This is a genomic window from Caenimonas sp. SL110 (assembly GCF_001044395.1).
Classification (GTDB): Bacteria; Pseudomonadota; Gammaproteobacteria; order Burkholderiales; family Burkholderiaceae_C; genus Ramlibacter.
The window spans coordinates 1-19,826 of record NZ_JANU01000068.1 but is presented as its reverse complement, the minus strand read 5'-3'; the positions used below and the strand labels follow the sequence as shown (position 1 = coordinate 19,826).

Here is a 19,826-nt window from a genome sequence, read left to right as displayed (position 1 = left end):
CATGAACATCATCCGGAGTGCGGCTTTCTTGCTGGTGTTGTGCTGCGCGAACCTCGCCCCCGCGCAGGCCCAGGCCCAGGTTGATCCCCAGGAGACGGCTGCGCTCAAGGCGCTGTTTGACCGCAACTGGGAAGCGGTAGCCAGGCGCTTTCCGGAGTGGACCACCTATCGCGGCGACTATCGCTACAACGATCAATTGTCGGACGGCTCGCCAGAGGCCGTCGCGGCATGGGATGCGCAAAATCGCGCGTGGGTCGCAGAGGCGAAGCAGTTGCGCCGTGAACGCTTGTCCGCGGGCGACCGCCTCTCGCTGGACCTTTTCATCAGCAACCATGAGCGCTATGTCGAAGAGCAGGCGTGGACAGGCTACCGATGCCTGAACCTCGGCGCGCTCGGCGGGTCGCACACGGGCCTGGCGGATTTGCTGCGGGCATCGCCGGTTGCAACCCGTGCGCAAGTCGAGCAGATGCTCGCGCGCATGGCCGCGTATCCGCGCTGGATGGACCAGGAGATCGACTGCATGCGCCGTTCGATGGCGCTGGGCTGGGTGTCGTCGCGCGACGTGCTCGCCCGGGTGCTCGACCAGATCGACAAGCAAATGCCTGCGGATGTCGAAGCGGGGCCGTACTACGCACCGTTCAAGACGCTGGGCGCCGGCATACCAGCGGCTGACCAGGCAGCGCTGCGGGCATCGGCTCGCACGGCCATTGCACGCGATGTGATCCCGCCGCTTCGCAAGCTGCGTGCGTTCGTTGCCGACGAATATTTGCCGCGCGCACCGGCAGACGGCGCCTTGCATCGTTACCCCGATGGGGTGAAGGTGTACGACGGCCTGGTTCGCCACCGCACGACGACCCAGCTGTCCGCAGCGCAGATCCATGCCATCGGCCTGCGTGAACTCGCCGCCATTCGCGCCGAGATGGAAGGCGTGATGCAGCGCACGAAGTTCCAGGGCAACTTCGCGCAGTTCATTGCGTACCTCACGACCGATCCGAAGTTCTTTCACAAGGGCCCGGATGAGTTGCTCGCGGGCTATCGCGATATTTCCAAGCGAATCGACGCGCAGTTGCCGCGCCTGTTTGCCGAACTGCCGCGTGCACCGTACGGCGTGCGCGGCATGCCCGCATTTCGTGGCCCGGATTCAGCGGAGTATTACAACGGCCCGGCGGTGGATGGATCGACCCCGGGCTGGTTCAACGCCAATGTGCTGGGCTGGAAGACGCGGCCCATGTGGCGCATGGCCACGCTGACTGCGCACGAGGCCGTGCCCGGCCATCACCTGCAGATCGCGCGTGCCATCGAGCTGAAGTCATTGCCCGAGTTCCGGCGCGGCGGTGGGTACACCGCGTTCGTCGAGGGTTGGGCGGTGTATGCCGAAGCATTGGGGCGTGAGATCGGTTTGTATGAGGACCCGTACGACCTGTTTGGTCACCTCCAGTGGCGTGCGTTTCGCGCGGCACGGCTGGTCGTCGATACCGGCATCCACAGCCTGGGCTGGTCGCGCCAGCAGTCGATTGATTTCATGGTGGAGCGCACGGGAATGGATGTGGGCTTCGTGACATCGGAAGTCGATCGCTACATCTCGCAGCCGGGGCAGGCGCTGGGCTACATGATCGGCGCGCTCAAGTTTGCGCAGTTGCGCGAGAAGTCGAAAGCCGCGCTGGGTGCGAAGTTCGATCTGCGCCGTTTCCATAACGTCGCCATCGACAACGGTGCGTTGCCGATGGATGTGCTGGAGAAGGTGGTGGATGAGTGGGTGGCGGCTGAGAAGGCACGCTGACGCGATCAACGCACCCAGCGGCGCGCATCCTTGAGCAGCAAAAGCAACTGTTGCTCCCGTAGTGGCGAGGCGGAGAACCCGAAGCGCATATAGAACATCGCTGCTTCTTCGTCGATCGGGTGAGTCAACATGGCCCTGACGCCGGCTTGCTCTGCGATAAGCACGGTGCGGCGGATGGCATCCTGAAGCAGCCCCAGTCCTATACCGCGACCCTGGTCCTGAATGGAAACCGCCAGGCGAGCGAGGACGACTACCGGAACGGCGTACTGGCCCATGCCTTTGCGAATCCGCTCAGGCACATCCAGGGTGTCGACCTGACCCACCGTCAGGCTGAAGTAGCCGACCACACGGTCCTTTTCAGAAGCGACGAAAGTCTTCGCAGAGCCGCTACCCTGGGCCTGGCTGGCATGCCGCAGGAGCCACTCGTTCAATGCGGCCTTGCCGCAGTCGAACCCGTCCAGAAGATGCTGGGCGCACAGGGGCACCGGAGCGCGGATGCTCAAGACTTCTTCCAGGGAGCCTTGCGGGCGAACAGATCGCTCAACCCCTTGTTTTCGGATTCGGGCTGATCCAGGAGGGTCATGAAGTCCTGGTACTCAGCACCGCTCACCATGAACAGGCGTTGATCCAGCAAAGTCTGCTCTGCGGCCAGGCAGGCGCTATCGAGAATGAAATCGGTCAGGGACTTGTGTGCAACTTCGGCCGCACGACGCAGCACGGCTTCCTGTTCGTGCGTCGCCCGCAGTCCGACTCGCGAAGAGCGCGGGGAAGCTGATGATGATGAAGCTGCAGCCATGGGGCACCTCTGCCAGTGGTTCGATGGGCAGTGATGTTAGTACAAACGACGCACGCCGTCCACTGCATGCCCCCACCCTACCCCAGAGGGGGAGGGGACACGATTCACTTCAATTCAAACGGTGGCAACTTCTTGGCAACCGCCACGTTCTTCAACGTCACATAAACCGGCAACCCGTCCTTGTAGCGCGGGTAGTCCTCACCCTGGATCAGCGGCATCAGGTACTTGCGGCACTTTTCGGTGATGCCGAAACCATCGGCGCTGATGAAGTCGCGCGGCATGAATTTCTCGACGTTCGCGACCTTGGACAGCGGCGCCATGCCGATCTTGTACTTGTAGGGCTTGTCGCTCACGCGGTCGATGGTGGGCATCACCGCGTTGTGGCCCTTGAGCGCCAGTTGCACTGCCGCCTTGCCCAACTCATAAGCCTGCTTCACATCGGTCTTCGATGCGATGTGGCGCGCAGAGCGCTGCAGGTAATCGGCAACGGCCCAGTGGAACTTGTAGCCGTGCGCCTCCTTGATCATGTTGGCAACGACGGGCGCTGCGCCGCCGAGTTGCGCGTGGCCGAATGCATCGCGCGTGCCTTGTTCAGCCAGGAACTTGCCGTCCGCATCGTGGCAGCCTTCAGAGACGACCACCGTGCAGAAGCCATGCTTTTTCACCAGCTCCTGCACGCGCGCCAGGAAGTTGGCCTTGTCGAACGCAATCTCGGGGAACAGCACGACAACCGGTATGCCCTGCTTGTCGATCAGGCCGCCCGCAGCGGCGATCCAGCCTGCGTGCCGGCCCATCACTTCGAGCACGAACACCTTGGTCGATGTCTTGGCCATCGAGCGCACGTCGAACGATGCTTCGAGCGCGGACACCGCCACGTACTTTGCAACCGAACCGAAGCCGGGGCAGCAGTCGGTGATCGGCAGGTCGTTGTCCACCGTCTTGGGTACGTGGATCGCCTGGATCGGGTAGCCCATGGACTCGGACAACTGGCTGACCTTGTAACAGGTGTCGGCCGAGTCGCCGCCGCCGTTGTAGAAGAAGTAGCCGATGTCGTGCGCCTTGAACACCTCGATCAGGCGTTCGTATTCGCGCTTGTTGGCTTCAAGCGATTTGAGCTTGAAGCGGCAGGAGCCGAATGCGCCTGAAGGCGTGGAACGCAGGCCTTCGATGGCAGCGGCCGACTCCTTGCTGGTGTCGATGAGGTCTTCGGTCAACGCGCCGATGATGCCGTTGCGTCCCGCGTAGACCTTGCCGATCTTGCCGCCGTGCGCGCGCGCCGTCTGGATGACGCCGCAGGCCGATGCGTTGATGACGGCGGTGACACCGCCCGATTGTGCGTAGAACGCGTTCTTCTTTTTGGTGGCCATCGTTTGTCCTTCGAGTTTCGGGTTGAAGACATGGATTGCGGATCAAGTCCGCAATGACAGCCACTACAGCTGTCACTCCTGGCAACAGCCACCAGGGCTGTCACCCCGGGCTTGACCCGGGGTCCAGGATGTTCAGTCGCTCAGCGCGCGCGTGACGACCTCGCGCACATCGTTGCTCAGATCAGGCTTTGCGGCGACGCGTGCGATCGCCTCGCGGGCAGCACTGCGCTGCGGTTCGGCCAGCTTCTTCCAGCGATCCAGCGCACGTGCCAGCCGCGCAGCTACTTGCGGATTGATGCTGTCCAGCTCGATCACCTTGTCGGCCCAGAACACATAGCCTGCCGCATCCGCGCGGTGGAAGCCGCCCGGGTTCGCACTGCAATAGCTGAAGATCACGCTGCGCGCGCGGTTCGGGTTGCGGATGCTGAAGTCGGGATGCGACATCAGCTGCCTGACGATGGGCAGCACATGGCCGCCGCGATCGGGAGCGCCCGCCTGCAAGGCGAACCACTTGTCCAGCACCAGCGCCTCATCCTTGAACATCGCATGGAAGCGCTGCAGGGCAGGGGCGGCCAGCTCGTGGCCGCTGGTCACCAGGGCGGCGAGGGCGTTGAAGCGGTCGGTCATGTTGCTGGCGTCCTTGAAACGCTGCAACGCCTTGCCCGGCCAGACGGGGTCGGAACTGGCGCGCGATGCCAGGCACAACTGGCTGAGCGCCATGCCGGCCAGGGCGCGACGGCCCGACGAAACGGAATCGGGCGAGTACGCACCGTTTTCCTTGTGCGTCTCGAACGCCCATTCCCAGTCGGCGCGCAGTTGCTGCGCGATCTGTTCGCGCATGGCTTCGCGCACCGCATGGATTCGCTGCGGATCGACCACATCGAGCTGTTCGCCGATGTAGCTTTCGGCAGGCAGGGTCAGCGCCAGTTCCTTGAACGCGGCGTCCAGCGTGGGATGACGCAGGACGGTGCGGATGGCTTCGATGTACGGCGCATCCAGCCGAATGTCAGAAGGGTTGAGGCCATCCTGCGCGATGAACGCGAGTGCGCGGTTCAGGGCCAGGCGCTGACCCGCTTCCCAGCGGTTGAACGGGTCTGTGTCGTGCGCGAGCAGGGTGAGCAGTTGCCGGTCGGTGTAATCGAACTCCAGCACCACGGGTGCGCTGAAACCGCGCAGGATGGAAGGCACCGGCGCGCCTTGAAGGCCCGGGAAAGTCAGGGTCTCGCTGGCCTGCGTCATCACGTGCATGCCCTGGGTCAGTTCGCTGCCATCGGCGGACAACAGGCCCAGTCCAACGGGAATGACGAAGGGCTCTTTTTCTGCCTGTCCCGGCGTTGCGGGGCAGCTCTGCGTGAGCGTGAGGCTGTAGATGCCGGCATCTGCATCGAAGCTTGCGGTGGCCTTCACGCGCGGCGTGCCGGCCTGGCTGTACCAGCGCTTGAATTGCGGCAAGAGCTGCGCGAGCTTTGAATCAGGGTTGGCATCGGCAATCGCCTGCGCGAAGTCGTCGCAGGTCACGGCGCTGCCGTCATGGCGCTGGAAGTAAAGGTCCATCCCCTTGCGGAACCCGTCGCGCCCCACCAGCGTCTGCATCATGCGAACGACTTCGGCGCCCTTTTCGTAGATCGTGACGGTGTAGAAATTGTTGATTTCAAGATACTGGTCGGGCCGCACCGGATGCGCCATCGGGCCCGCGTCTTCCGGGAACTGCGCTGTGCGCAACACGCGAACGTCTTCGATGCGCTTGACTGCGCGGGCCGATGCCTCGCCCGCCAGGTCCATGCTGAATTCCTGGTCGCGGAAAACCGTGAGGCCTTCTTTGAGCGACAGCTGGAACCAGTCGCGGCAGGTGATGCGGTTGCCGGTCCAGTTGTGGAAGTACTCGTGGCCCACCACCGATTCGATGTTGTTGAAATCGGTGTCGGTGGCAGTCGCCTGGCTCGCCAGCACGTACTTGGTGTTGAAGATGTTCAGGCCCTTGTTTTCCATCGCGCCCATGTTGAAGTCGCTGGTGGCGACGATCATGAAACGCTCCAGGTCCAGCGACAGGCCAAAGCGTGCTTCGTCCCATGCCACCGAAGCCATCAGCGAATTCATCGCGTGCTCGGTCTTGTCCAGGTCGCCGGGGCGTACATACACCTGCAGCAGGTGGTCGTTGCCCGCACGCGAGGTGATGCGCTGTTCGCGTGCGACGAGCTGGCCGGCCACCAGGGCAAACAGGTAGCTCGGCTTGCGGAACGGATCGACCCAGCGCGCGAAGTGGCGGCCGTCGTCCAGCTCGCCTTGCTCGACCAGGTTGCCGTTGGACAGCAGCACCGGGTACTTGCGCTTGTCCGCGCGGATCAGCACCGTGTAGCTCGCCATCACGTCGGGGCGATCCAGGAAGTAGGTGATGCGCCGGAAGCCCTCGGCTTCGCACTGCGTGAAGAACGAATCGTTGCTGGTGTAGATGCCCGACAGGCTGGTGTTCTTTGCCGGCGAGCAGGTCGTGAAAATCTCCAGGTCGAAGGCCTCGGTGCCCGAAGGCACGTTCTCCAGGACCAGCGCGTTGCCGTCGATCTTGAACGAGATGCCCTGGCCGTTGACCATCACGCGAGCCAGGTTCAGCTCTTCGCCGTCCAGGCGCAGGGCCTGTGGCGGCACGTTGGGATTGCGCCGGACCTTCATCCGGTTGAGCACCCGCGTCTTTTGCGGGTCGAGGTCGAAGCACAGGTCGACGCTGTCGATCCAGAACGCCGGCTCCTGGTAGTCGGAACGGTAAATCACGTTGCCATGTCCTTCACGCATAAAGGCTCTCCAGAAAGTTCGTCTTCATTAACTCGTCATAGTCGCGCACCTGCGCCACTACATGGGGTCCTGCCAGTTCGCTGGCCTGGTGGCTGGAGCAGATCGCCACCGCGCGCATGCCTGCGCGCCGCGCTGCTTCGATGCCGAACGGTGCATCCTCGAAAACGATGCACTCATGCGCCGGCACGTCCATGCGGCGTGCGGCTTCCAGAAAAATATCGGGCTGTGGTTTGCCGGGCAAGCCCTCGTCGCCACCGACAACGGCGTGGGGCGGAACCGGCATCGCGAGATGCCCGAAAGCGAATGCGATGTTGTGCCTGTCGCCGGCGGTACCGACGCCGACCTTGAGGCCGCGGTTGCGAGCGTCGGAGGAAAACGCCTTGAAGCCACTCACCTCGCGAAACACCGGCGTGAACAGGTCGCGGTAGATCGCTTCTTTCTCGCTGATGAGGGCGAGCGCCTCTTCGGTTTCCATTTCACGCCCGAACACGTCGGTCATGCATTCGATGCCGGTGCGGCCGGTGGTGCGGCGCATCAGCTCGGCGGCGTTGATATCCACGCCATGCCTGCGCGTGAACTCGACCCAGCTTCTCGCATGCCACGGCATCGAGTCGATCATGGTGCCGTCCATGTCGAAGATCAACGCGGAGGTTCTCACGTCCCCGCCCCCGGGGCTGTCATGCCGCGCAGCGGCGACGGCTGCCGAAGACATGGATTGCGGGTCGAGCCCGCAATGACCGCCTGACTCCTCATACGCCCTGCTTCAGGCTTGCCTCGATGAACGCATCCAGGTCGCCGTCCAGCACTTTCTGGGTCGCGGAAATCTCCACGCCCGTGCGCAGGTCCTTGATGCGGCTGTTGTCCAGGACATAGCTGCGAATCTGGTGACCCCAGCCCACATCGGTCTTGGTGTCCTCGAGCTTTTGCTGCTCTTCCTGGCGCTTGCGCATCTCGTGGTCGTACAGGCGCGAGCGCAGGCGCTTCCACGCGACGTCGCGGTTGCTGTGCTGGCTGCGGCTGTCCTGGCATTGCACGACGATGTTCGTGGGCAAGTGTGTCAGGCGTACGGCGGAATCGGTCTTGTTGATGTGCTGGCCGCCCGCGCCGCTGGCACGGTAGGTGTCCACCCGCACATCGGCCGGGTTGATGTCGATCTCGATCGAGTCGTCGATCTCGGGATAGACAAACACGCTCGCAAAACTCGTGTGGCGTCCACCCGATGAGTCGAACGGCGATTTGCGCACCAGGCGGTGAACACCGGTTTCCGTGCGCAGCAGGCCGTAGGCGTATTCGCCTTCGAGCTTGATCGTCGCACTCTTGATGCCTGCCGTATCGCCGGGTGTTTCGTCTTCGACGATGCTCTTGAAGCCCTTGCGCTCGGCGTACTTGAGGTACTGGCGCAGCAGCATGCTGGCCCAGTCGCACGCTTCGGTGCCGCCCGCGCCGGCCTGGATGTCCAGGAAGGCATTGAGCGGGTCGGCAGGCTTGTTGAACATGCGGCGGAACTCGAGTTCCTCCACCAGCTTGGCCAGCTTGGCGGCTTCAGCTGCGATGGTTGCAAGGCCCGCCTCGTCGCCTTCTTCCTTGCTCATCTCGAACAACTCGAGGTTGTCCGACAGTTCGCTGGTGAGGGTCGAGAGCGTGACGACCGTGCTGTCGAGCTGCTTTTTTTCGCGGCCCAGTTCCTGGGCTTTCTTGGGGTCGTTCCAGACCTGCGGGTCTTCGAGCGATGCGTTGACGGTTCTCAGTCGTTCCGATTTGGCATCGAAGTCAAAGATACCCCCGAAGCTCTTGCGTGCGCGAGGAAAGGTCGGAGAGTTGGGCGCCGATGGCGTTGATTTGTTCTGCTTCCATGATCGTCTTCCGGGTTAATCCCGGATTGTGTCATGACAGGGGAGCCGAGGGCGTGCGGCGGGGCAATCGCACGATGAAGGTCGAGCCTTCGCCGGCAGAGCTTTCCACGCTGATGGTTCCGCCGTGCGCTTCGACGATTTGCCGGGTGATGAACAGGCCCAGGCCCAGGCCCGGCGCGACCTGTTTGCCGACGGCTCGCTCGAACTGCTCGAAGATGCGCGCCTGGTCCTGCGGCGCAATGCCGATGCCCTGGTCGCGCACCGACACCGTGGCTTCCTGGCCCGACGCCTCGACCGTCACCTTGACGGGCTTGCCTCCGCCATAGCGGATCGCATTGGTCAGCAGGTTGGCGACCACCTGTTCGATCCGGAATTCGTCCCAGATGCCGGGCAAGGTGTCCGGCCCGCTGTATTCCATCGGGCATCCGACGTTGGCGCCCTGGTCCGCGTAGCTTTCGATGACCCGCTTGACCAGCACCGCCAGATCCGCCGCCGCAGGCTGGATCGCGAGCGTGCCCTTGCGCAGGCGCGATACATCCAGCATGTCGTCGATCAGCCGCACCATGTTCCTGATCTGCTGCTCGTCGCGCTCGACCATCGCGGTCATCTGTGCGGGCGTCAGGGTCACGCCGCTGGCCATGCGCCTTCGCAGTTGTGTTTGCAGGTAGAGCGTGTTGAGCGGCGTGCGCAGCTCGTGCGACACCATGGAGACAAAGTCGTCGCGCATCTCGATGGAGCGCTGCAACTCGGCCTGCGTATCGCGCAGTTCGGCCAGCAGCATTTCCTGTTGCTGGCGCTGGCGGTAGATCTCGACAAAGACATTGACCTTGCTTCGCACCGCATGTGGATCGAGCGGCTTGTAGAGAAAATCGACCGCGCCGGTCTCGTACCCCTTGAAGGCGTAGTTGAGCTCCTGCGCGCCCGCGCTCACGAACACGATCGGGATGCGCCGGGTCTTTTCGGTGCCGCGCATCATCGCCGCGAGGTCGAGCCCGTTCATGCCGGGCATCTGCACGTCCAGGATGGCGAGGGCAAAGTCGTGTTCTAGCAGGAGGGCGAGCGCCTCATCTCCAGAGAAGGCCTTGTAGATCTGGCGATCTTCCTGGCGGATCAGGGCTTCGAGCGCGACCAGGTTTTCGCGCAGGTCATCGACGATCAGCAGCTTGACGGGGTTCATGGCGTGGGTTCCAGGTGAGTCATCAGGTCGCGTATTCCTTCCAGGGGCAGGATGAAATCGGGGGCGCGGCGCGCAATGGCCGCCGCTGGCATGTCGCTATTTTGGGCCTGCGCAGGGTCTTGCACGACGGTGAGTGCGCCCAGCCCGCCAGCGTACGCCAATGCGCGAGAGCCGTCGTCGTTGGCGCCTGTGAGCAGCACGCAGGCCAGGTCAGGCCCCAGGGCGTCGGCTGCGGACGCGAAGAACACATCGATTGAAGGACGGCTGAAGCGTTCGGGTGCGTCGCAGCTGAGCGAGAAGCTGCAGTCCGATTCGAGCAGCAGGTGATAGCCCGGCGGCGCGAAGTAGATCACGCCGGGTTCGACCGGTTGCTTGTCGAAAGCCTCGGACACCGGGATGGCGCAGCGGGCGGAAAAAAGATTCGCCAGCAGGCTGTCGCGCTCCTCGCGCAGGTGCAGCACCACGGCCACGCTCACGCCGTAGCCTCGCGGCAAGCCCGACAGCAGCGTGAGCAGCGCCTCGACGCCGCCAGCCGACGCGCCGATCGCGACCAGCCGCACCGGTCGCCGGAAGCCGGCTGGAATGGCGGTGCGAGCCGCGCCGCTGGCGGGAGCAGTAGCGGGTCTCATAGCTTGCGGTAGATGCGATCGGGCTTGGAGGCGGGCTCGAACTTGTTGCGCCACATCGAGAAGTCGAGCGTCTCCTTGGAGCCCAGCCCCAGAAACCCGCGATGGCTGAGCGACTCGTGGAAAAGGCCCAGCGCGCGATCCTGCAGTTTGCGGTTGAAGTAGATCAGCACGTTGCGGCACGAGATGAATTGCGTCTCGGAAAAGACGCTGTCCGTCGCCAGGCTGTGATCGGCGAAGGTGATGTTGTCGCGCAGGGACTTGTCAAAGAGCGCACCGCCATAGGCCGCCGTGTAGTAGTCCGAAAAACTGCGCAGGCCGCCGCCCTTTTGGTAGTTGGCGGTGTAGTTGCTCACGCGCTCCAGCGGCAGCACGCCGTGGCGCGCGCTGTCGAGCGAGACGGGATTGATGTCGGTGGCGTACAGGATGGTGCGGTCGAGCAGGCCCTCTTCGCGCAGCAGGATCGCCAGCGAATAAACCTCTTCGCCGGTGCTGCAGCCGGCCACCCAGACCTTGATGGAAGGATAGGTGCGCAGCACGGGCACGACGATGCGGCGCAGCGCCAGAAAGTACGCGGGGTCGCGAAACATGTCGCTGACGGGCACGGTGAGGTACTGCATGAGCTGGCCGAACGCATCCGCATCGCGCAGGATTCGCTCCTGCATGCTGGAGATGGACGGGTAGTCCAGCTGCGTTTGCGCATGCAGCACACGGCGCTTGAGCGACGCGACCGAGTAGTCACGAAAGTCGTGGCTGTAGCGCAGGAAGATCGCCTCGATCAGGAGCCGAAGCTCGATATCGACAGCCTGGGACATGGTCATGGATTGCTTGTCGGGTAATGCGGGGAGAGCGCTAGATGCGCTCCAGCTTGGGCATCCACACGCGGATCAGCGAGAAGAGGCGCTCCAGCTCGATCGGCTTGGCGAGATAGTCGTTGGCACCTGCGGCCAGGCAGCGTTCCTGGTCGTCGCGCATCGCCTTGGCAGTGACTGCAATGATCGGCAGGTTGCGCCACTTCACGTTCTTGCGAATTTCGCGCATGGCGGTGTAGCCGTCCATGCCGGGCATCATGATGTCCATCAGCACCAGGTCGATGTTGTCGTTGGCGGCGAGCTTGTCGAGCGACTCCTGGCCGTGGCGCGCGATCTCCACCGTCGCACCCTTGTGCTCCAGCGCGCTGGTGAGCGCAAAGATGTTGCGCACGTCGTCATCGACCAGCAGGATGCGCCGACCCTCGAAGACCTTGTCGCGGTTGCGCACCAGGCGCAGCATCTTCTGGCGTTCGGACGACAGGTCCGATTCGACCTTGTGCAGAAACAGCGTCACCTCGTCGAGCAGGCGTTCAGGTGAACGCGCGCCCTTGATGATGATGGAGCGCGAGTAGCGCTGTAGCTCGGCTTCTTCCTCGCGCGTGAGGTTGCGGCCGGTGTAGACGATCACCGGCGGGAACGAGCGGATCTCTTCGCTCGCCATGCGCTTGAGCACCTCGTTGCCCGGCATGTCGGGCAGCTTCAGGTCGATGATCATGCAGTCGAAGATGTCGGTGTGCAGCTTCTCCAGCGCCTGGGCACCGGTCTCGGCCGTGACGATCTCGATGTCGTCGTCGCCGATCAGCAGGGCAATGCTTTCGCGCTGCAACTTGTCGTCTTCGACCACGAGCACACGCTGCACCTTTTGCGAGAGCTTGGCTTCGAGCCGCCCGAAGACCTGTCGCAGTTCGTCGCGCGAGGTGGGCTTGCGCGCATAGCCGATGGCGCCCATCTGCAATGCCGTTTCCGATACGTCCTCGCCGGAGATCACATGAACCGGAATGTGGCGCGTGGACGGGTTCTCCTTGATGCGCTGCAGCACTGACAGGCCCGAGGTATCGGGCAGGCGCATGTCCAGCAGCATGGCATCGGGCTTGAAACTCTCTGCCAGTTCGAGCGCTTCGTCGGCCTGCTGCGCGATGACGCAGTTGTAGCCCAGCTCGCGTGCAAGGTCGCGCAGGATCTGTGCGAACTGCGGCTCGTCTTCAACCACCAGCACACGGCGTTGCTGGGGCAGCAGTTGCACGTTGCGGTCGTCGTCCATGGGCGCGGCGCGCGGCGCCTTGGTTGCCGCCGGTGTGGGCTGCGGCGCGCGATACATCGGCGCTTCGGTTGGCGCAGGCGCCGATGCGGGCTGTTCCTGTGCGCCCGAATACTCGATGGGCAGCGAGAGGGTGAAGGTGCTGCCCTGGCCGGGACGGCTCTCGACAGAGATTGCGCCGCCCAGCAGATGCGCGAGGTCGCGCGAGATCGACAGGCCCAGTCCGGTGCCGCCAAAGCGCCGGCTGGTGGTGCCGTCGGCCTGCCGGAACGCTTCGAAAATCAGCGCATGCTGGCTGGGGTCGATACCGATGCCCGAGTCGCTGACGCGAAAGGCCACTGCGCTTGCGCCTTGACGCTCGACATTCACGGACACCTTGCCCTTGTCGGTGAACTTCACTGCGTTGGACAGCAGGTTCTTCAGGATCTGCTCGACCCGCTGCCGGTCGGTGTAGAGCGTCGCTGGCAAGTCGTCGGCCAGATTCAGCTCGAAGGCCAGGTGCTTGTCGGCTGCCAGCGGCTCGAAGGTGCGCTTGAGCGCTTCGGCCATGCCGGCGATACCGGTGACCTCCGGCCGCACTTCGAGCTTGCCGGCCTCGACCTTGGCGATGTCCAGGATGTCGTTGATGAGGTTGAGCAAATCGTTGCCTGCCGAATAGATCGACTCGGCGAACTTGACCTGCTCTTCGTCCAGGTTGCCCTTGCTGTTGTCGCCCAAGAGGCGTGCCAGGATGAGCGAGCTGTTGAGCGGCGTGCGCAGTTCGTGCGACATGTTCGCCAGGAACTCGGATTTGTAGCGGCTCGCACGTTCGAGTTCCAGCGCGCGCTTTTCGACTTCGACCTGCACTTCTTTGAGGGCGTCATTTTTCTGGTCGAGCGCGTCGCGCTGCTCGGACAGCTGCAGGTTGATCTGCTCGAGTTCGGCCTGCTGGGTTTCCAGATGCGCTTGCGACTCCTTGAGGGCGCGCGACTGCTCTTCGAGCTCTTCGTTGGTGGTGCGCAGTTCTTCCTGCTGGACCTGCAGCTCTTCGTTGAGCTGCTGGGTTTCTTCGAGCGTGTCCTGCAGGCGCTGACGGTAGCGTGCAGCTTCCACCGCTGCCCCGAGGCTGGAGCGCGCAAGCTGCAGCAGCTCCACATCGCGATCGTGCAAGGGCCGCAGGAAACCCAGTTCCACGACACCATTGACTTCGCCATCGTTTTCAACCGGCGAGACGATGATGCTGCGCGGGCTGCCCTGGCCGAGCCCCGAGGTGATGCGCAGGAAACTGTCGGTCACGTTGTCCAGCCGGATCTGCCGGTTGCTCGCGGCCGCCTCCGCCACGATGCTGTCGTCCTGGTCGAAGCTGCGGCCGGCCTCGGTGCTAGCGCTGTCAAAGCCCCAGCCAGCCACACGGTCGAGCTTGCCCTGCGCGTTGCGCACATACAGGGCGCCGACCACGCAACCCATGTAGCGGGAAAGAAAGTCCAGCGCGTTGTGCCCGAGCACGCCGAGTTGCTGCTTGCCCGCCAGGCTCTCGACGAGTTGGCGTTGGCCGTCTCGCAGCCACGCCTGCGAACGCAGCCCATCGGCCTGCGCGGCCTGGGCTTCGAGCGCGTCACTGAAGGTGGTGGAAAGCCCCAGCAACTCGCGCCGGCCGAAGTACGCCAGCAAGGCGCTGAGCGACAGCGTGAACAGCATGTACAACACCACGACGATGATCGCGTTGCGCGTCGCCGTGTCATTGCGCTCGGCCCGCAATCGTTGCTCGATGCGTTCGAACAGTTCGAACTCGTTGCGCATTTCGTCGGTGATGCGCTTGCCCCTGCGCGACTTGATGGCGTCGGTTGCGTCCAGGTTGGCACGACGCATCGCGATCATCTCTTGTGCAAAACCATCCCACTGGGCTTGCAATGAATCGATTTTCTTCAGTCGCTCGAGTTGAACCGGGCTGTCCGAGATGAGTTGCTTGAGGCTGTCGCTTTCGGATTTGAAGCGCGGACCGGCTTGCGCGAAGGGGTCCAGAAACTGCTCGTCGCCGGTCAGCACGAAGCCGCGCATTCCGGTTTCCTGGTCGATCGACAGGCGCAGCAGCACGCTCACCTTGCGAAGCACGGCATCGGTGTGCTCCACCTTGGCGATGGTGGACAGAAGGTAGACGATCAGCGCGACAAAGAGAACCGCGCCAAAAATGCCGACCCCCAGGGGGAGCGCGACATTGCGCGACAGGATGCGTTTGAATTCGCTGGAATCGTGGGCGGGCGGCGCGACAGAGTTGGGCATGGACGGTACAGCTCGACAGGCAATCGGCGAGTGTGCCCCAACCAGCGGATGTTTTGGGGCGTCCCAGCCCATGGATGAGTTGCAGCCACCGGGCGGTGGCCGCCTCGTGCGGCGCGCCGCTTACTGCTTGAACGCGCCGAGCCGCGCCTGCGCACCCCGGTTGCCCATGGTCGCTGCGCGTTCGAGCCACTGCACGGCTTGCGTGGCATCGCGCGTCACGGTATTACCTTCGAGGTATGCAATGCCCAGGAAGTAACTCATCTCGCCGCGGCCGTAGCGAATGCCGTCGGGCGTGGCCTTGCCCGAGCGCTTGACCACGGCAGGGATGTCGCCCTGGCCGTTGGCGTAGGCGTGCATCTGCTGCACCGTGGCAATGAAGAACCTGTCGCGAGCGTGGGCCGCGGTGGTCTTGTTGGGCGAGATCGCCACGAGCTGGTCCGCCAGCACCGGCAGGGCTTCGAAAGGCGTCATGCCGCCCACCATGCGCGGGGAATACCAGGCGCGCAGCATGACCTTGTCCAGCGGCAGCAGGCCGTCCACCTTCCAGGGGAAATAGCTCAGCACGGTCTGGCCGGCCGGGTGGCCGCGAACGCCCATGACATGCATGGCTTCGTGATACGCGCAGCGCCAGGCGTCCTTGCTGCGCATCTGGACCGTGGCGCTTTCGATTTTTGTTTCGGCCTTGAAGTCGAGCACGGTCACGCAGGGCTGCACGTCTTCGAGCTGGTTGTCCGGGATGATCTCGACGTTGAGGTTGGCGTGCTGCTCTGCAGCGGGCAGGGCGCTCACGTCGATGAGGTTGATGCCTGCCTCTGCGGTGACGGTGCGCAGGGCTTTCAGTGTGTGTTCGCGGTGCTGGGCGAGGTTGACGCCGTGCAGCCGCACGCGGATGTCGCCTTCCCAGCGCACGATGCGTGTGGGTGTGCCGCTCTGGTGCCACAGCACTTCCCACAGGGTCGCCAGCCCCGAGTCGAACTCATCGGCAACAGCGCCGAGAGGCAGCAGGCAAGCGACCAGCAGACCGAAAAACTTTCCGCGCATCCGATTACTCCGAACACCGTTTGGGTGGCAGGAGTGTGCGGTAGGACGCGTCCTACTTCAAGCGCTGTTACGTTCTTACAGTCCTGCTGGGCTGCCCATCGGGAATTTTTCGCAATGTCGGACGCCTCCTACAGAGCGATGAACTCTTCAATGAGTCCCGCCACAACTTCGGGCTGGTCGTGGTGCAGCATGTGCCCGGCCTCATCCACGACGGCAATGCGCACATCCGCAACCGACTTCAAACGTTCGTGGTACTCGGCCAGAGTGTATTTGCCTTGCCACCACTGCGACAGGCTGTCGTGACGGGTCTCGACAGCGAGCGTGGGCGCCGTGATGGACTTGAAGGTCTCCAGCACTTCGGGCACCTGGTAGAGGTTGGCGTTGGTGATCTTGTGCGCTGCGTCGCCCAGGATGCGCCACTGGCCGTCGTCTGCCTGCGCGGCCCAGTGCTGCGCGAGCCAGTCGGCCTTGTCTTGCGAAAGACGCTCGTTGGTTTTCATCAGGCGCGCGGCAACGCCTGCGGCCGATGCATAAGGCTTGAGCGCCATCTCGCCGCGATGAAAGGACTTGAGTTCGTCCATCCATTTCGCGAGGCGCTTGGGCGCCATCGACGGGCGCGTGGCCGCCATGCCGAAGCCTTCGAGGTTGACCAGCCTCCGGATTCGGTCGGGACGCGTGCCCGCGTAGAGCATGGCGACGTTGCCGCCCAGGCTGTGGCCGACCAGGTTGACGGGCGCGTCGGGGCTGTAGTGGTCCAGCAGGAAGTCGAGGTCGGCGAGGTAGTCGGGAATCCAGTAGTTATCTACCGGGCTGCCTGTGGTCAGGCCATAGCCGCGCCAGTCGGGCGCGATGACCCAGTGGTCGGCCTTGAAAGCATCGACGACAAATTGCCACGACGCCGCGACATCCATCCAGCCATGCACCATGACCAGCGGCACCTTGCCGGGGGCCGGCTCGCCCCATGTGAGCACGTGGTAGTTGAGGTTGCGGATCGGCGTGAATTCGCTGCGGGCTTGCTTCTTTTCCTGGTACATGCCGCCGATGATAAAGACCCCGTTACATTCGCTCGATCACATGGGAGACCGACATGGCAACCAGACCCCGCACGGACAACTATGCCGGCATGCACGCCAGCTTTGGCTGGCAAGTGCCTGCGCACTTCAACATCGCCAACGAGTGCTGCGTGCGTTGGGCGGCCATGCCCGATGCCATCGAACGCACGGCCATTCGTGCGCATGGCGTGGAGGCGGGCGCCGAGTTTCTCTCGTACAAGGAACTGCACATCCGCGCCAACGCGCTTTCCAATCTTCTGGTGTCGCTAGGAGTCCAGCGCGGGGACCGGGTGGCGGTCGTGATGCCGCAGCGCTTTGAAACCGCGATCGCCTACATGGCGATCTTCCAGATGGGCGCGGTGGCCATGCCGCTGTCCATCCTGTTCGGGCCGGAGGCGCTCGAATACCGTCTGCAGGACAGTGAAGCCGTGGTGGCGATCTGCGACGAAAGTTCGATTGCGAACATGAATGAAGTGCGCAGCAAGTGTCCTGCGCTTCGCACGGTCGTCGGCGTGGGCAGTGCAGGCGCGCAGGCAGACCTTGCCTATGAAGCAGCCATGGATCAACAGGGCCGGACCTTCACCTGCGTTGCGACCAAGGCCGATGAGGGCGCCGTGCTGATCTACACCAGCGGCACGACCGGGCCGCCCAAGGGCGCATTGATCCCGCACCGTGCATTGATCGGAAACCTGCCCGGGTTTGTGTGCAGCCAGAACTGGTTTGGCTTTGCGGGAAAGAAAGACAGCGATGCCATCTTCTGGTCGCCTGCCGACTGGGCATGGACCGGCGGACTGATGGACGCATTGCTTCCCACGCTTTACTTCGGCCGTCCCATCGTCGCGTACAACGGCCGCTTCTCGCCGGAACTCGCGTTCACGCTGATGCAGGAGCATGGCGTCACGCACACCTTTCTCTTCCCGACGGCGCTCAAGGCAATGATGAAGGCCTATCCCGAGCCCGAGCTTCACTTTTCATTGAAGCTCGAAGCCATGATGAGCGCGGGTGAAGCCGTCGGCGACGCCGTGTTCGCTTACTGCAAGGACCACCTGGGCATCACCGTCAACGAAATGTTCGGGCAGACCGAGGTCAACTACATCGTGGGCAACTGCGCGATGAATGGGCGAACGGCGCAAGGCATCGGATGGCCGGCGCGACCGGGCAGCATGGGCAAGCCCTATCCCGGTCATCGCGTGGCGGTGATCGACGACCAAGGCAATGAATGTGAAGTGGGCGTGCCCGGCGATGTCGCGCTGAACCGCTTCGATGTGCATGGTGATCCCGATCCGATCTTCTTTCTGGGTTACTGGAAGAACGACAACGCCACGGCGAACAAGTTCACCGGCGACTGGTGCCGCACCGGTGATCTCGCCACGCGCGACAAGGACGGCTACCTCTGGTATCAGGGCCGCGCCGACGATGTGTTCAAGGCGGCGGGCTACCGCATCGGCCCGAGCGAAATCGAGAACTGCCTGGTCAAGCATCCGGCTGTGGTCAATGCTGCCGTGGTACCCAAGCCCGACAGCGAACGCGGCGCGGTGGTGAAGGCGTTCGTGGTGCTTGCACCCGACTACGCTGCGGCGCGGCTGCGGCAGCAAGGCGAAAGCGTTGAGGGCAGCGCGGTCTATGACATGCAGCTGATCGCGCAGTTGCAGGCGCACGTGAAGGGCAAACTTGCGCCCTATGAATATCCGAAGGAAATCGAATTCATCGACGCGTTGCCCATGACCACCACAGGCAAGGTGCAGCGGCGCGTGTTGCGGTTGCAGGAGGAGGCCAGGGCAGGGTCGAAGTCCTGAACGCAGCAGGCGCGGCGCGATTCGTCTATCCTTTCGCATGCAAAAAATTCAGCTTGGCTCCAGCAGCCTTCAAGTCACGCCGATCTGCCTGGGCACCATGACCTTTGGCGAGCAGGTGGACGAGGCGGGAGCGCACGCCATCCTCGACCGTTCGCAGCAACACGGCATCAACTTCATCGACACGGCAGAGATGTACGCCGTGCCATCGCGCGCAGAAACCTACGGCGCGACTGAAACCATCATCGGCAACTGGTTCGAAAAGAATCGCGGCGTGCGCCAGAAGGTCGTTCTTGCCACCAAGGTTGCGGGGCCGTCTCGCGGCATGCCGTGGGTTCGCGCGGGCGAAGGCATGACGGCGGCGGACATCGTGGCCTCATGCGACAACTCACTGCGGCGGCTCAAGACCGACGTGATCGACCTCTACCAGATCCACTGGCCCGAGCGCAATGTGCCTGTGTTCGGCGCGAACTACTACGACCCGACCAAGGAGCGCACGGTCACCTCCATCCACGAGCAGCTGGAGGCATTCGGCAAGCTGGTGAAGGCGGGCAAGGTTCGCTACATGGGCCTGTCGAATGAGACACCGTACGGTGTGCATGAATTCGTGCGACTGGCCGAGCTGCACAACCTGCCGCGACCCGCGACGGTGCAGAACGTGTATTGCCTGATCAGCCGCGCGCTTGAAAACGCCCTGGACGAATCCCTGCATCGTCTGAATGTTTCGCTGCTGGCTTATTCACCGCTTGGGTTTGGATTGCTCACGGGCAAGTACGATGAATCGGGCCTGACCGGCGATACGGCTCCATCGGATGCGCGGATCGCGAAGTTCGAGAGCGTTCGCAAGGGCCGCTGGGGCCGTGAAGGCGCGCTGATTGCGGCGCGTGAATACAACGCGCTGGCCCGCGCCAACGGCATGACGCCCGCGCAGATGGCGCTTGCGTTCTGCTACACCAAGTGGCAGGTCGCCAGCACGATCATCGGCGTGACGAGCATTGCGCAGCTCGATGAAGATGTCGCCGCCTTGGGAACGACGCTGTCGCCGGAGGTGCTGGCCGCGATCGACGCGATCAGGTGGAAGCATCGCGATCCGGCGAATTGAGCTGTGATGGCTGTTGATGGACGCCCGGTCTGTCATGCCGGACTCGATATCGGCTGTCATTGCGGACTTGATATTGGCTGTCATTGCGGACTCTTAAGAAACACCACTCAAGTGCTTGATTCG

At 63.3% G+C, this 19,826-nt stretch carries 15 protein-coding genes; 3 read left to right on the top strand and 12 right to left on the bottom strand.

Annotation, left to right across the window (positions count from 1 at the left end; translation table 11 throughout):
* Nucleotide 1: 1 nt before the first annotated feature.
* Entirely contained in the window at nt 2-1,780 is a 1,779-nt protein-coding gene (locus tag AQ12_RS21405) for a DUF885 family protein (RefSeq protein ID WP_048442017.1), read from the top strand.
* Between the two features lie 5 nt (nt 1,781-1,785).
* On the opposite strand, the gene AQ12_RS21400 is transcribed toward AQ12_RS21405, so the two are convergent.
* The 12 genes from AQ12_RS21400 to AQ12_RS21345 form a co-directional block, all read right to left on the bottom strand.
* A complete protein-coding gene (locus tag AQ12_RS21400) occupies nt 1,786-2,283 on the bottom strand; it encodes a GNAT family N-acetyltransferase (protein ID WP_048442016.1) in 498 nt (165 codons plus the stop codon).
* On the bottom strand, nt 2,280-2,576 hold the full coding sequence (locus AQ12_RS21395) for a DUF1778 domain-containing protein (protein ID WP_048442015.1): 297 nt from the start codon (nt 2,574-2,576) through the stop codon (nt 2,280-2,282). The genes AQ12_RS21400 and AQ12_RS21395 overlap by 4 nt, the downstream gene beginning before the upstream one ends.
* A gap of 104 nt (nt 2,577-2,680) precedes the next feature.
* Nucleotides 2,681-3,943 carry a 6-phosphofructokinase gene (locus AQ12_RS21390; RefSeq protein WP_048442014.1) on the bottom strand — a complete coding sequence of 421 codons (1,263 nt, stop codon included), beginning with the start codon at nt 3,941-3,943 and terminating at the stop codon, nt 2,681-2,683.
* 132 nt (nt 3,944-4,075) lie between these two features.
* Nucleotides 4,076-6,730 (bottom strand): aminopeptidase N, encoded by a 2,655-nt coding sequence (gene pepN / locus AQ12_RS21385; RefSeq protein ID WP_048442013.1) that lies wholly within the window; start codon nt 6,728-6,730, stop codon nt 4,076-4,078.
* Nucleotides 6,723-7,442: an HAD family phosphatase gene (locus AQ12_RS21380; RefSeq protein WP_082151730.1), complete on the bottom strand. Its 720-nt coding sequence runs from the start codon at nt 7,440-7,442 to the stop codon at nt 6,723-6,725. The genes pepN and AQ12_RS21380 overlap by 8 nt, the downstream gene beginning before the upstream one ends.
* Nucleotides 7,443-7,479: 37 nt before the next feature.
* Nucleotides 7,480-8,584 (bottom strand): peptide chain release factor 2 gene (prfB, locus tag AQ12_RS21375; RefSeq protein ID WP_152682893.1). Its coding sequence is split into 2 segments (ribosomal slippage): nt 7,480-8,502 and nt 8,504-8,584, totalling 1,104 coding nucleotides; the frame shifts between segments, so codons are not numbered across the junction.
* A 30-nt stretch (nt 8,585-8,614) separates the two neighbouring features.
* A complete protein-coding gene (locus AQ12_RS21370) occupies nt 8,615-9,760 on the bottom strand; it encodes a hybrid sensor histidine kinase/response regulator (RefSeq protein WP_048442011.1) in 1,146 nt (381 codons plus the stop codon).
* Nucleotides 9,757-10,389: a chemotaxis protein CheB gene (locus AQ12_RS21365; RefSeq protein ID WP_048442010.1), complete on the bottom strand. Its 633-nt coding sequence runs from the start codon at nt 10,387-10,389 to the stop codon at nt 9,757-9,759. Before AQ12_RS21365 ends, AQ12_RS21370 begins: the two co-directional genes overlap by 4 nt.
* Nucleotides 10,386-11,201, bottom strand: coding sequence for a CheR family methyltransferase (locus AQ12_RS21360; protein WP_048442056.1), 816 nt, complete (start codon nt 11,199-11,201; stop codon nt 10,386-10,388). Before AQ12_RS21360 ends, AQ12_RS21365 begins: the two co-directional genes overlap by 4 nt.
* Nucleotides 11,202-11,238: 37 nt before the next feature.
* Nucleotides 11,239-14,715, bottom strand: a complete 3,477-nt coding sequence (locus AQ12_RS21355) for a response regulator (protein ID WP_048442009.1) — start codon at nt 14,713-14,715, stop codon at nt 11,239-11,241.
* A 120-nt stretch (nt 14,716-14,835) separates the two neighbouring features.
* Nucleotides 14,836-15,756 carry a DUF2927 domain-containing protein gene (locus tag AQ12_RS21350; RefSeq protein WP_048442008.1) on the bottom strand — a complete coding sequence of 307 codons (921 nt, stop codon included), beginning with the start codon at nt 15,754-15,756 and terminating at the stop codon, nt 14,836-14,838.
* Nucleotides 15,757-15,884: 128 nt separating this feature from the next.
* Complete coding sequence (locus AQ12_RS21345; protein WP_048442007.1) at nt 15,885-16,790, bottom strand: alpha/beta fold hydrolase; 906 nt, start codon at nt 16,788-16,790, stop codon at nt 15,885-15,887.
* Nucleotides 16,791-16,843: 53 nt separating this feature from the next.
* On the opposite strand from AQ12_RS21345, the gene AQ12_RS21340 reads away from it, so the two are divergent.
* Both AQ12_RS21340 and AQ12_RS21335 read left to right on the top strand, forming a co-directional pair.
* The gene (locus AQ12_RS21340; protein WP_048442006.1) at nt 16,844-18,604 is read left to right on the top strand and encodes an acyl-CoA synthetase; all 1,761 of its coding nucleotides are present in this window, start codon (nt 16,844-16,846) and stop codon (nt 18,602-18,604) included.
* 37 nt (nt 18,605-18,641) lie between these two features.
* On the top strand, nt 18,642-19,703 hold the full coding sequence (locus AQ12_RS21335) for an aldo/keto reductase (protein ID WP_048442005.1): 1,062 nt from the start codon (nt 18,642-18,644) through the stop codon (nt 19,701-19,703).
* The last annotated feature ends 123 nt before the right edge of the window (nt 19,704-19,826 follow it).

Bases quoted from the DNA above. Each gene is read 5' to 3' on its own strand.
- AQ12_RS21405 (WP_048442017.1), top strand. From the start codon at position 2: ATGAACATCATCCGGAGTGCGGCTTTCTTGCTGGTGTTGTGCTGCGCG.
- AQ12_RS21395 (WP_048442015.1), bottom strand. From the start codon at position 2,576: ATGGCTGCAGCTTCATCATCATCAGCTTCCCCGCGCTCTTCGCGAGTC.
- AQ12_RS21390 (WP_048442014.1), bottom strand. From the start codon at position 3,943: ATGGCCACCAAAAAGAAGAACGCGTTCTACGCACAATCGGGCGGTGTC.
- pepN (WP_048442013.1), bottom strand. From the start codon at position 6,730: ATGCGTGAAGGACATGGCAACGTGATTTACCGTTCCGACTACCAGGAG.
- AQ12_RS21380 (WP_082151730.1), bottom strand. From the start codon at position 7,442: ATGTCTTCGGCAGCCGTCGCCGCTGCGCGGCATGACAGCCCCGGGGGC.
- AQ12_RS21370 (WP_048442011.1), bottom strand. From the start codon at position 9,760: ATGAACCCCGTCAAGCTGCTGATCGTCGATGACCTGCGCGAAAACCTG.
- AQ12_RS21365 (WP_048442010.1), bottom strand. From the start codon at position 10,389: ATGAGACCCGCTACTGCTCCCGCCAGCGGCGCGGCTCGCACCGCCATT.
- AQ12_RS21360 (WP_048442056.1), bottom strand. From the start codon at position 11,201: ATGTCCCAGGCTGTCGATATCGAGCTTCGGCTCCTGATCGAGGCGATC.
- AQ12_RS21355 (WP_048442009.1), bottom strand. From the start codon at position 14,715: ATGCCCAACTCTGTCGCGCCGCCCGCCCACGATTCCAGCGAATTCAAA.
- AQ12_RS21350 (WP_048442008.1), bottom strand. From the start codon at position 15,756: ATGCGCGGAAAGTTTTTCGGTCTGCTGGTCGCTTGCCTGCTGCCTCTC.
- AQ12_RS21345 (WP_048442007.1), bottom strand. From the start codon at position 16,790: ATGTACCAGGAAAAGAAGCAAGCCCGCAGCGAATTCACGCCGATCCGC.
- AQ12_RS21340 (WP_048442006.1), top strand. From the start codon at position 16,844: ATGGCAACCAGACCCCGCACGGACAACTATGCCGGCATGCACGCCAGC.
- AQ12_RS21335 (WP_048442005.1), top strand. From the start codon at position 18,642: ATGCAAAAAATTCAGCTTGGCTCCAGCAGCCTTCAAGTCACGCCGATC.